This is a genomic window from Pseudocolwellia sp. AS88, assembly GCF_030551755.1.
Lineage (GTDB): Bacteria > Pseudomonadota > Gammaproteobacteria > Enterobacterales > Alteromonadaceae > Pseudocolwellia.
On the sequence record NZ_JAUPEC010000002.1, the window covers coordinates 136984 to 148925 of the forward strand.

An 11942-nucleotide genomic window follows, 5' to 3' on the forward strand; every position below is an offset into this window, starting at 1 on the left:
TCATTAAAGGTTAGTGTTCTAATGATTATTTTTGGACGTATGGGCTGTTATAAAAACCTTATGTCATATTCATGAGGAAGCTGATGTTAGGAAGTGTTTTTAATTTAATTTAACTCGCTTGTACGTGAATTTCTCTTCTGTCGTATTGCCGTTATCTTCAATCGCTACGTATAAGTTTATTTCGTTATTGCTTATTTTTTCAAGCGTCAGGCCATTAAAATAAACTTTATTTTTAGTAACTTTAACAAGCACAAAATCCACTGTAATGTCTTTTTCTTCCCAGCCTTTTAGGTTTTTATGAAAATGCTTTAAGCGAAAAACAAGTGTGTCTTCTTCTTCAGATATTGTTTCAATCTCATAGAATTGAACTTCATTATTAACAACCAGCTTAAATGCACCCATCATACTTTTACCCAGTGCTGGCGCCCATACTTCTTCAATAATTCCACCAAAAGCTTCGCCTCTCCAATGGCCTTCAAGCCAAGAAACAACACTCAAATCAGCTTTGGGGGATTGTTGGTTGTTTTCTAAAAATAATAAGTTATCAAATTTGTCATTTGCTGAAGTGTTAAAACACAATAACAGGAGAATGTACGCTATGGCTTTGTTCATCTTTTTAATCCTTATAAAAGGCGGGCTTAATTAATAATATTACAGTTATAGCTAATTAAGTGTCGAATCGCTAATGACTCTTTTAGCTTTGTGGATGAGTTTTATACTTCTCTGGAACATATCGATAATGACCTGTGATTTTATAATCCTTTGGGGTATTTGATATGTTTAACACTTCTCCATGTCTTTTGAAAAATGTTTGTAGATTCGGAACGCGTCTATGATCTATGTTTTTATCTGTTCGGCTTAACCCCCAAATTCTTTTCGATGGATATAAATCAAAATTCGCCACCAATCCTCATGAACCAGCTTTTGAAGATCTGTGCCTAACTTTCTGTAAGAGCGGATCAGAACATCAGTACACACACCTATATTGTCTGGAACGTCACCATTAGGGTAAGGAATTGATAAATAAGCACCATCATAACTAACATTATGTGTAGTTCGTTCTAACAACGCTGAAACAATATCGTTTTCAAAAGACAACGCCTGAGTATCTAAAGCAAAAAGTATGAGAAATAAAAATGAGAGTTTTGTCATAACTATACTTCCCAATTCCTTTTTATGAATAGCCAGATAATAGATACAACCAGAACTCAGTGAACCACTGATTGGTTGTATCTACTCAGCGTTTTTTAATTATTGTTCAGAACCCGTTAAATTCATTTGTTGATCTAACTCTTGCAACTTTTCAATTCGCTCGTGTTCAGCGTTAATTAATTCTTTTAATCGATCTTGTTTTAATGCAACAACTTGTTGGCCTAATTGCATATTTCTTGTCATGAAAGTTGGCATTATTTCTTCGTACTTTTTGAAAATAGGTAAATCCATCATTTCTTTTATTTCTAAAAGTTCTTCGTATGAAAACAAGTCCATTTGGATATTAGCTATGCCATGAATAAATTCATCAGATTGAAATGTTTCGCGATAAAATATTTCTAATGCTCTTCTTATTGGTCGTATTGAAGGATCCGAAGCAACTTGTTGGTTAACAATGCCTTGGATCATCTCTTCAAATTTTTCACCTTCAGGCATTGAAACCACAGCTAACGCAGCTTCAAAGTGCTCGATATCGTTTGCTAATAAGTTTGTTGAAAAGCTTAACGCTAATATTAAAGTAAGTCGTTTAATCATAAATCCCTCTATTTTTGTTACTACACTAAATGGGTGTTAGTCGATTGTCCGTATTATTTAACTTAGCATTAAAACTAGCTTACGCATAAGTTAAAAATATCCATTTCAGCTTGATAGCTTGTTGTTTCAATATTCAGTAAACCCAGCATAGTGTGAAAAATGTTATCGTGACTAAAAGTTTTTTGGCTATTCGCTTGAGCACAATGACCTTTGATTTTATTAATATGGTTATTTGACCAAAAAAGCATAGGTATATGTGTTTGCTCACTTGGCGCAATAGAATAAGGAAAACCATGTAAATATAAGCCATGTTCACCTAACGATTCTCCATGATCTGAAACATACAACATGTCAGCGTTGATCCTGTTATTTTCTGTACTTTCGGTTGTTTTAACTAACTTATCCAATGTTTTTAACACTTCAGCAATGACGTAATCGGAATAATGAATCGTATTGTCGTAAGTATTTATAAGCTGTTCAGAGCTACAGTTTTGAATATCACTTTGCTGACAATCGGGTAAAAATGTAGCAAATTTATCAGGATAACGACGGTAATAGGTTGGTCCGTGTGAGCCCATCAAGTGCAACACAATTAATGTGGTTTGGTGAGTTAAATTTGTTACTTTTTGTTCAAGTTGAGGCAGTAATATTTCGTCAAAACAATAGTCGCCATCACATAAAGGGTTAGTTTTGTTTTTATCTATGTCAATGGTCTGTACTCTTTTGCACACGCCTTTACAGCCCTCGTTGTTATCTATCCACAATACGTCAACATCTGCCAGTTTAGCTATGTCTAATAAGTTTTGTTGTGATGCCGCAAGCTGTTTATTAAATTCTGGTTTGGTTAATAATGAAAACATACAAGGGACTGATACTGCTGTTGCTGTTCCACAAGAGTACATGTTTTGGAAGGATTGAATATTGAGCTTTGCCGTATATTCATTTGTCGCTTTTTCATAACCATTTAAAGAGAAGTTTTTGGCTCGTGCCGTTTCGCCCACTATCATAACAATCACGTTTTTATCTTCGTTATTAAATGCTGCTAATTTAGGTTCAGCATCTAATATTTTAAAAACGCTAGGTTCATAAAAATAATTTTGTTTAACGTATTTATAGCTAGAAATTAAGGTTGGAAATGGCACAATATATTTGGCTAATTCTCGGTTGTTACGATTAACTGATGCATAACTAGAATAAAGGCTAGCAGCAATAATGAAGATAATAACAAGGGCTACAGTAATAAGCTTTAGTCGTTCCATTATACTAATTTTAAATGATTGATTTTTCTTACTCATTTTAGATAAAAGGAATAATGGAAGTAAGGTTAACAACACCACATAAAAAATCGAAGAAGGGTTAAGATAGGTAAAAGCTTCAGATGTTGATGTTTCAAGCATATTTTCAACCATGCCATAGTCAAAAATGATGCCGTAACATTTAATGGCGTAACAAAATGTAGCTGACAATATAATGAAAAGGCTGACTACTATTTTATAAATATATTGCTTAGGTAATAGGCTAAAAAAAAGTACAAATATACAGGTTAAAAAAAGTGGTAAAGAAAATAAATAAGCCCAATTAAAGTTATCTAGTTTAGCCAAATCGGCATATGTTTTTTGTAAAAATGGTAGGTTTAAAACTAATGAGAAATAAATACTGATCAGCAGAGTCACTGAATTTAAGGTAAGGTTTTTAACTAATAGTTTTTGCACAATATTATCTCTTTAATAAAAATAATATTGTGCGGTTTTATACTTAAATAAGACTTAATCTAAACTGAAGGTTTACTGAGTTTTACAGTTACTTTTCATCCATTTAAAGTTTAGATTTGGTAATTGATAAATAGCGTTATAAGTTGATTCTATAATGAGCTTTTTTATCATTTATAAACTTGGTTTTGATACAATTTACTTCCTAAAATGGCATGGGCTTTTGCTCGTGTAATTAAGTCTTTTTTCTCGTTTTCAGACAAGGTGTTTTTCCCCGTGACTAAAGCTTCTTTGTCAGGTTGTAAAAATACTTTGTTGTTGTTTGTCATGTAAGCAAAGTTTTTATCATATTGCATTAAAGCGCGTAATTTATTCTTAGGAATTTCTTGAGTTAAATCGTGGCCCAACATGGGATGATTTCCGTTTATTCCCGCAAGAGATAATAGGGTAGGCGCCAGATCAATTTGGCTAGTTAATCGAGTATCTTTTTTAGCTTCAATACCTTCACCGATAATTAAAGCAGGAATATGAAAATTCTTTATCGGTACTAATTCAGCTCCAGCCACTCTTGAGTCATGATCCGCTACCACTAAAAATATGGTGTTTTCCCAGTAATCAGATTTTTTAGCCTTTTCGAAAAAGGTACCTAACGCATAATCTGCATATTTAGCAGCATTATTTCGCGTATTTTTGTCTTTATCGTATAAAGCTACTTTGCCATCAGGAAATTCGTAAGGTGTATGATTTGAGCTACTAAATACTAAACTAAAAAATGGTTGATCGTTATGAGCTAACTGAGTGAATTCTTGATGAGCTTGATTATATAAATCTTCATCTGACGCTCCCCAAGATCCTTCAAATTCTATTTTATTGAATTTAGGATGATCAACAATATCAGTAAAACCATTACCTAAAAAAAAGCTTTTCATATTATCAAAGTGACTTTCACCACCATAAATAAATTGCGTGTGGTAATTCTGTTTTTGTAAAAAGTCAGCAATCGTAAAAAAGTTATTCTGAGACTTACCTAACTTAACTACCGAGCGAGAAGTGGTGGGTAAAAAACCTGTTGTTATGGCTTCTATACCTCGCACAGAACGTGTTCCTGTTGCGTATAAATTTGTTAAATTCCAACCTTCTGTCATCAATTTATCCAACGAAGGTGATAACGGTAAGCCACCTAAAGCTCCTACATATCTAGCACCTAAGCTTTCTTGAAGTAGTATTACAATATTCTTAGGTTTACCTTTGTAGCTAGCTTGATGAAAAGCTTGTGTTGGTAATTCTTTATTTAAATATTGTTCAGGGGCAACGTTAGACGCTTGTTGGACTTGGGTGAGAGCTTTATCAAAAGGCATATCACCATAGAAGTCAGCACTGCTCATTTCAAGTTGCATTTGTTTTAAGGCAAAAAGTGTTGAATAAAGAGAATTTAAGGTAAGTTCATTAACCAAGTGATCTGTTGAAAAAGCCATCATCGCTGGGTTAATAGGGCGATGCTGTAAAGTTCCTCTAGCGCCTAAAGCACACATGAATATTAAAACCAAAGCTAATATAGCTTTATATTTTTTAGGTAAACTTGTACTTGATTGCCATTGGGCATTAAACAATTTAGTCAGAAACTTTATCGCTAAAGCAAGAATAAACAAACAACTTATTATTTCAACTTTGTATCCAGTAAAAAGCATCGCGCATACTTCTTGAGGATAAATAAGGTATTCAATAAATAAACGATTAGGTCTTAAATCGTATTCTAAAATAAATGTTGGCGTTATAGCTTCAAAAAATACTAATGTTGTTACTGCGGTGATTAACCAAATCTTGATAAAGGTATGTAAAAAGGTACTTAATGTTTTGTTGTTTGAATTAAAAAACCATGCAATACAGCTTACTAATACAGGAATGATAAATAGGTAAGATAAAACCGATATATCAATACGCAAACCATTTAATAAGATTTGCGGCCACGAGTCTTCAGCTAAAGTTCTTTCTGCTTGCCAAACAATCAAAGCTAACCTCACCGTAGAAAGCAAGATAAGCGCATAAACATAAAAGTGTAAAATAACGACAAGAGGACCTAATAATTGGTTTATTTTTTTAACAGGAATGCTAATAGAGTGAGTAGATCTGTTATTTATCACATTAGCTGATCCCTCATTAATTAAAGTTGCCATAAAACAACACCCCAAGTAGCAATAGCGATAGTTAAACTGATGAATACGGCTAATGAGCCTAAGTCTTTGGCTAAACCAGATAGAGGATGATGTTCTGTACTTATGCGATCTATCGTTACTTCTATTGCGGTATTTATTACTTCAACGAGCAGTACAAAGAGTAACGACACAATCAGCAATAAATGCATTAATAAGCTCACCGGCAATAAAAAACTAATCACAGAGAGTACGACAATAAAAACTAACTCTTGCTGAAAAGCCGCTTCGTTTTTTATAAGCCAGTTAAAGCCCTGCAATGAATTGATAAACGCTAAATAAATACGTTTAAAGCCTTTATGTTTCTGTATTGTCATTGATAACTCGATAAGTGTAATAATTCTTAACACTAAATTATCAAGTTGAACTTAAGATCACCTGAGGGGAAACTTAAGGAATGCTGAAGTATTAAATAAATAAGTATTGAGTTATTTACTTTCTTAAAATTCAGTTAACCTTAAGAATCGAATGATAAAATACTCAAAAATAACGATAGCTTTTATTATGAATATTTTACTTGTTGAAGACTCTGATAAATTAAGACGTAGTTTACGTATAGGCTTGGTTGGCTTAGGCTTTGCTATTGATGAAGCAAGTGATGGTGCAGACGGATTAGCTATGGCACTAGCTGATGATTACGACGTTATTATTTTAGATTTAATGTTGCCAAGTGTTGATGGTTTATCACTATTAAAAACCTTAAGAACACATAACAAACAAAGCAAAATATTAATCTTATCAGCAAAAGATCAAATTAATGATCGAATCGACGGCTTATTTACTGGTGCTGACGATTACATGACAAAGCCTTTTTCATTTGACGAATTACACGCCCGAATTATCGCATTAACTCGAAGAGGTGAGCTGTTAAGAGCTTCCAATATTATTACCATTAATGACTTTGTTGTTGATTTGCAAGCCAAAGTGTTTAGTTATAAAAACCAACCCATAGAATTAACGCCAACAGAATATAAAATTACAGAGTGTTTGTTTATTAACAAAGAGCGAGTTGTGAGCGCTGAAAAAATGGGAGAATATATTGTTGGTAAATATGATGCTATTAACAAGAACTCATTAGAAGCGCATATTTCGTCTATTCGTAAAAAATTAAAACCATTGTTAGCCACTTTTCCCGTTAAAAATAAACGTGGATTTGGCTATATCGCTACTCAAGATTAAGTAACGATACACGGATTTTAGGATTAGAAATGACCTCAATTAAACAGTCTTTAGTTAGGCAATTAACAACCTTTATCACCTTTATCTTATTTTTGGTTTTACTATTTTTAGATATTAGTGTCGATAGCTATGTTGATAAACAATTTGATGAGTCTTTAGAACAGAAAGGGAAAAGCCTTGTTAACTTAATAAGTTATAAAGAAGATTCCATTCAACTCACTATGCTAACAGATGTGATGACAGAGTTTAATCGCGGTGATAATCCTGAATATTTCCAAATTTGGTCGAATAAAAAACTTCTAAAATACTCACAAACATTAGTGATTGAACCTGAATTTAACTTTAACAAAATTGACTTGTTATTAGGTGGTAGCGCAATTGTAGACGCTGAATTACCTGATGGGAGAAGTGGACGTGTATTTCTCTTTAAATTTATTCCTCAAACTGAAAACACTTCTAATGAAAACCAATATCAAGACGAAAGATTGAATGAGTTTCATCCACCTATTTATCTTGTTTTTGCACGCTCAAGCGCAACTCTAGAACGCATACTAATTCTCATCGATGTTGTATTTTTATTAACGGCGATTGGTACGGCATTTTTTATTCGTTATTTAGTAAATAGAATTGTTTCAAATGGTTTGAAACCTATCATATTGCTTAATCAGCAGATAAGAGAAATAGATATAAATAATGAATCAGACACATTTAAAATTGACTCTCCACCGAGTGAAATCAAAACAATCATCGACGAATTAAATCAGTTCTTAATTGAAAACAGAGTCTTACTTAAAAATGAAAAGCGTCTAACTTCCGATATAGCACATGAGCTCAAAACACCAATTACCGAGCTAATGAGTGTGAGTGAAATTGCGATAAAGTACCCAGACAATGTTGAAGTCTTAGAAAACTACAAAGATGATGTGTTGTCTATTTCAACGCGTATGAAAAATATTGTTGAGTCTTTATTATTACTTAACAAAGTCGGCTCAGAACAATTTCATTTAACGATGGAAAATATTAACTTATCTTCAACCATTGCATCTATCCTTGAACGTTTAGCTATTTCTCAGCCTTCTCTAGAGCAAAGAGTCGAGGTTAATATTCTTGACGAACTCGTTATTGTAAATGATGTGTTCTCAATTGAAGCAATACTTACCAACCTTATCAATAATGCGGTTCATTACAGTCCAGAATCAAGCAAAGTAAACATTCAACTCCGTCTTGCGGAACAACGTCCCGTACTTAAAATAGCCAACGTACCTTTGCAAAGCCTAACTCAAACCGATATTAACAATATGTTTGAACCGTTATGGCAAAAAGATAATGCTCGAACGTCTGAAACACATTTCGGCTTGGGTTTAGCTATTGTTAAAACCTTAGCTGAGCGAGGGAGCATAGAAATTTCGGTAGAATTAAATGAAGGCGATTTGATCACTTTCAGAGTTTCTTTTTAACGTTAGCTAAAATGCAGATATAAGTTAATAAATAAGCTCAATCACAGATAAATCACACCTAATCTATAATTTATCTGTGATCCCCTTTTAATTTTGATTAAACTACGCAAAATCAATGTTCACAGCCTTACCTTCTATGGAAAAACATCAAGAGTTATTAATTGCATTAAGAAAAGTTATTAGAGCTATCGATCTGCATTCTAAGCATCTGAGTAAAACTTCAGGCTTAACGAGTCCACAATTATTAATCATGCAAGAAATAGTAAAAAACTCAGGTATTAATTCAGGGCAGGTAGCTAAAAACATTAACCTAAGTGCGGCGACAGTAACAAATATTCTTGATCGTTTAGAAAACAAAAATCTTGTTTCAAGAGTACGAGATACCAAAGACAAACGCAGAGTCGGTTTATATTTAACTGAAAATGGTGAAGCGATTTTGTTAAGCGCTCCACAACCTCTTCAAGAACATTTCATTAAAAAGTTTGCCAACTTAGCTGAATGGGAGCAATCCCAATTACTATCATCTATTGAGCGCCTTGCCGATATGATGAACGCTAATGAACTAGACGCTGCACCATTATTAGAATTAGATACGTTAAGTGCCAGTATCGTTAATCAGAATCCAGAATAGGTTATTAGGCTTAAAATCCAACACTAACTAGAGTGTTACCATCTCAAGAGGATATTGAGTGGAAAATAACTATAAACTGACTCACTTAATTACATCTAGCATGAGCAGAAAATTACATTAGTGATGTTATGGAAATCACTCGTAATATAGTCTGCTTTAACTACCTAAGCTGATATACATCTTTTTAAATAAATCGATGTATGCTCCGGAAATTTCAAATTTATATAGAAACCCTATCTGAATACTTTTACGTTTTTTTAGACTCAGAAAGTCATACATTTGTTATATGATGAGGTTTATTTATGAGAAAATTACTGTGTTTTTAAACCGTTTTTAGCAAATCTTCTTTTCAATAAACATGAAATGAAGAATTGTTATAAAGACAAAACTTAAGTTTAATTGGTTTTATTTAACCTATTGATTTATATTTTTTATTCAATTATTGTCGATAATAATTATTAAGTAATGAATATGCTTTTCTCTTTTAGAAAGGTAGGTTTTATCCTCATATTAAATTGTCATGTTCCAAGGAAGGTTAAGCGTGAATCCAAGTTTTGAAGAATATTCTTTAGATGAATTGGAAGAGGTAAAAAAGCACATAGATAAACATTTGTACCCAGAACGTTATAAAACTATATGTGATCTAATTACTAAAATAAATACTGGAAAATATACTCCTCCACCTAAAGATAAACTACCAAATCCATTTATTTCAAATGAACCTCTAAGAGAGGTGGACTCGAATGGTGTTTACATTCCTAACTCTCTAACAAAACGGGAAATTATGGAGAACATTATATTTTCAGTTTTATTAATATCATACGGGATATATGGGTTTTATAGTGGTGAATTGCTTATTCCTTTAGGTAAACATGAAAGTACGTATGTCTATGGTGAAGGCATATTAACCGCAAATATTGCATTTCTTTGTGGTTGTTTTTATATGTTGTCTTATGTTGTTGACCATTATGATAAACGTGATAATGAAATTTATTACCACGAGTTTAGAGTATGGATGAAATACTTAGGGATATTTTTACTAGTGGTATCTTGTACTCTTTCCTTGTAAGTGTAAGTTGGAGGATGACAAAGTAATTAAGTAGGACTAAAAAAGTGGGCTGTTCGAGGCGTTATATTTTTCAAAGGATGATTGGTGAAAGCTACAAATAAATTAAAAATAATTATCGTTATTTCTTTAATAATTCTAATTGCAATTTTTATCTTATCTAAAGGATATATTGAAGATTACACCTCTGATTTTATTGATCATAATATATATTCAGAGGTTCTTGAGGAAGAGAGAAAAATATTCATTCGCTTACCCAAAGGTTATGATAAGAAAAAGAATTATCCTTTAATTATTAAATCAGATGGAAACTTCAATTTAAGTCGGTGGGATGAATCAATTTCAGATCTATCTGAAAAGAAGGTGATAGAAGATTCAATTATTGTAGCTATTCCTAATCTATTTTGGGTTGATTCAAGGAATAGGGACCTTGTTCCCCCTTATGCAAGAAAAGATGTAAAGATAGAAGCACGACCGCCAAGTGATAATTCGCCGTCAATATTCGGGAAAGCTGATTTATTTTTATCATTTATAGAAATAGAGGTTTTGCCTTATATGGAAACTAACTATTCAATTAATGATAATAGGATTTTAAGTGGCTTCTCTGCTGGAGGAAGTTTTGTCTTATATACAATTGTTACTAAACCAGAATTATTTTCTGGCTATTTTGTTTTTAGTCCAGCAGCTTGGTATGACGAATCCATTGTTGTAAATGAATTTAAGAGAGGATTGGATAATGTTAGTGGTAAACCATTATTTCTATATTTGAGTTTAGGTGATGCTGAGAATGAAATCATTACTGGATCATTTAAAGAATTATTATCGGCAATAGATTCGAATGCTCCAATAAATTTCTATTCTGAACATAGCTATAGTAAAGGTGCGGGTCATGTGGAAAATCCATATATTTCTATTCCTAAAGCCTTAGATGCATATTATAAGTTTAGGGCAGACAAAATAGAATAAACTATTCAAGCTGGGCAAATTAACCTTGGCCGGTCCCACTCTACATTTTGGCTAACAATTTTTAGCCTCTTAATTAAGCATTATATGTCACGGGGAGTCTCATTTGAGTCGTAAGTTTAGAAGTCAATTAGACTTTAATTTATTATTCAAAGTTTTTATTCTTGTTAGTTTTGGCGCTGGTATCTTTTGGGGTGTTATTTCGCTTATTCCATACTTCTGGAATTCAGAGAACTTTATGAAGGGTTTTTTAATCGCTATCATCACACCTTTTTTATCAGCACTTGGTGGTGCTATTTCATCATTAGTTGGTTTTCCTTTTTACTCTTGGTATTGCAATAAGATAGAAGGGCAACAGATAAGTGGGAAATTTTTAGAAGTTGAGTCATCAAAAGGTGACATACAATAAATCACTCAACAGACACTAAAGTTCCTCCCTTTTGGTAGATAATTTTTAGCTTCTCAATGAAGCGTAAGACATACAATTTTAGGAATCAAATACAATGGAAAGTAATGTTTATGCAACCCCAAAATCTGATATTGAAAATACTTCTATTAATCTCACTGATGTAAAAGTCTACTCCCCAACACAAATCGCATGCGGAGCACTTGTTGGAGGGCCTATTGGATTAATCTATTTTTTGATGACGAATTTTAGCTTGCTAAATGATGATGTAGGTAAAAGAAATGTGCTTTATGCTGGAATAGCTTTCATTATTGCTCTTTTATTTATTTTGCCTATGTTACCAGATGATTTTCCAAACTCGCCTTTTACCGTTGCTTATGTTGTTGTGGCTCGTTTAGTTGCTGAAAAATACCAAATGACTAAGAAGGCTATTATTGAATCGGAACAATACCAATTCCAATCTAGTTGGAAAGCTTTTGGTATCAGTCTTATTTGTCTTTTAGGCTCGGCTTTGGTTGTTCTTGTTCCATTGTTGATTTTGGATACGCTTGGTTTTATTACCTTATAAGGCAATT

12 protein-coding genes and 1 pseudogene are annotated in these 11942 nt (G+C 32.8%); 7 read left to right on the plus strand and 6 right to left on the minus strand.

The annotated features are described in order from the left end of the window. Window positions 1–99: 99 nt before the first annotated feature. From Q5N69_RS02175 to Q5N69_RS02200, 6 genes and pseudogenes are all read right to left on the minus strand, one after another. Window positions 100–612: a DUF6265 family protein gene (locus tag Q5N69_RS02175; protein WP_304367198.1), complete on the minus strand. Its 513-nt coding sequence runs from the start codon at window positions 610–612 to the stop codon at window positions 100–102. 169 nt (window positions 613–781) lie between these two features. Then, window positions 782–1152 (minus strand): annotated as a pseudogene (locus tag Q5N69_RS02180) (DUF1287 domain-containing protein); the annotation flags it as partial. Window positions 1153–1251: 99 nt separating this feature from the next. Continuing rightward, complete coding sequence (locus Q5N69_RS02185; RefSeq protein ID WP_304367199.1) at window positions 1252–1746, minus strand: hypothetical protein; 495 nt, start codon at window positions 1744–1746, stop codon at window positions 1252–1254. 74 nt (window positions 1747–1820) lie between these two features. Continuing rightward, on the minus strand, window positions 1821–3458 hold the full coding sequence (locus Q5N69_RS02190) for a phosphoethanolamine transferase (protein ID WP_304367200.1): 1638 nt from the start codon (window positions 3456–3458) through the stop codon (window positions 1821–1823). Window positions 3459–3625: 167 nt separating this feature from the next. After that, on the minus strand, window positions 3626–5629 hold the full coding sequence (locus tag Q5N69_RS02195; protein ID WP_304367202.1) for an LTA synthase family protein: 2004 nt from the start codon (window positions 5627–5629) through the stop codon (window positions 3626–3628). Then, entirely contained in the window at window positions 5617–5982 is a 366-nt protein-coding gene (locus tag Q5N69_RS02200; protein WP_304367204.1) for a diacylglycerol kinase, read from the minus strand. The genes Q5N69_RS02195 and Q5N69_RS02200 overlap by 13 nt, the downstream gene beginning before the upstream one ends. A gap of 187 nt (window positions 5983–6169) precedes the next feature. Between Q5N69_RS02200 and Q5N69_RS02205 the strand changes: the two genes are divergently transcribed. The 7 genes from Q5N69_RS02205 to Q5N69_RS02235 all read left to right on the plus strand — a co-directional run bounded on the left by Q5N69_RS02205 (window position 6170) and on the right by Q5N69_RS02235 (window position 11935). Continuing rightward, entirely contained in the window at window positions 6170–6844 is a 675-nt protein-coding gene (locus tag Q5N69_RS02205; RefSeq protein ID WP_304367206.1) for a response regulator transcription factor, read from the plus strand. 29 nt (window positions 6845–6873) lie between these two features. After that, entirely contained in the window at window positions 6874–8301 is a 1428-nt protein-coding gene (locus Q5N69_RS02210) for a sensor histidine kinase KdpD (protein ID WP_304367208.1), read from the plus strand. A gap of 136 nt (window positions 8302–8437) precedes the next feature. Beyond that, complete coding sequence (locus Q5N69_RS02215) at window positions 8438–8932, plus strand: MarR family winged helix-turn-helix transcriptional regulator (RefSeq protein ID WP_304367333.1); 495 nt, start codon at window positions 8438–8440, stop codon at window positions 8930–8932. A 541-nt stretch (window positions 8933–9473) separates the two neighbouring features. Beyond that, window positions 9474–10001 carry a hypothetical protein gene (locus tag Q5N69_RS02220; protein WP_304367209.1) on the plus strand — a complete coding sequence of 176 codons (528 nt, stop codon included), beginning with the start codon at window positions 9474–9476 and terminating at the stop codon, window positions 9999–10001. Window positions 10002–10085: 84 nt separating this feature from the next. Continuing rightward, a complete protein-coding gene (locus tag Q5N69_RS02225) occupies window positions 10086–10964 on the plus strand; it encodes an alpha/beta hydrolase (RefSeq protein WP_304367210.1) in 879 nt (292 codons plus the stop codon). Between the two features lie 103 nt (window positions 10965–11067). Further along, window positions 11068–11370 (plus strand): hypothetical protein, encoded by a 303-nt coding sequence (locus Q5N69_RS02230; protein WP_304367211.1) that lies wholly within the window; start codon window positions 11068–11070, stop codon window positions 11368–11370. Window positions 11371–11464: 94 nt separating this feature from the next. Beyond that, the gene (locus Q5N69_RS02235) at window positions 11465–11935 is read left to right on the plus strand and encodes a hypothetical protein (RefSeq protein ID WP_304367212.1); all 471 of its coding nucleotides are present in this window, start codon (window positions 11465–11467) and stop codon (window positions 11933–11935) included. Window positions 11936–11942: the final 7 nt, after the last annotated feature.

Bases quoted from the DNA above. Each gene is read 5' to 3' on its own strand.
- Q5N69_RS02175 (WP_304367198.1), bottom strand. From the start codon at position 612: ATGAACAAAGCCATAGCGTACATTCTCCTGTTATTGTGTTTTAACACT.
- Q5N69_RS02185 (WP_304367199.1), bottom strand. From the start codon at position 1,746: ATGATTAAACGACTTACTTTAATATTAGCGTTAAGCTTTTCAACAAAC.
- Q5N69_RS02195 (WP_304367202.1), bottom strand. From the start codon at position 5,629: ATGGCAACTTTAATTAATGAGGGATCAGCTAATGTGATAAATAACAGA.
- Q5N69_RS02200 (WP_304367204.1), bottom strand. From the start codon at position 5,982: ATGACAATACAGAAACATAAAGGCTTTAAACGTATTTATTTAGCGTTT.
- Q5N69_RS02205 (WP_304367206.1), top strand. From the start codon at position 6,170: ATGAATATTTTACTTGTTGAAGACTCTGATAAATTAAGACGTAGTTTA.
- Q5N69_RS02210 (WP_304367208.1), top strand. From the start codon at position 6,874: ATGACCTCAATTAAACAGTCTTTAGTTAGGCAATTAACAACCTTTATC.
- Q5N69_RS02215 (WP_304367333.1), top strand. From the start codon at position 8,438: ATGGAAAAACATCAAGAGTTATTAATTGCATTAAGAAAAGTTATTAGA.
- Q5N69_RS02235 (WP_304367212.1), top strand. From the start codon at position 11,465: ATGGAAAGTAATGTTTATGCAACCCCAAAATCTGATATTGAAAATACT.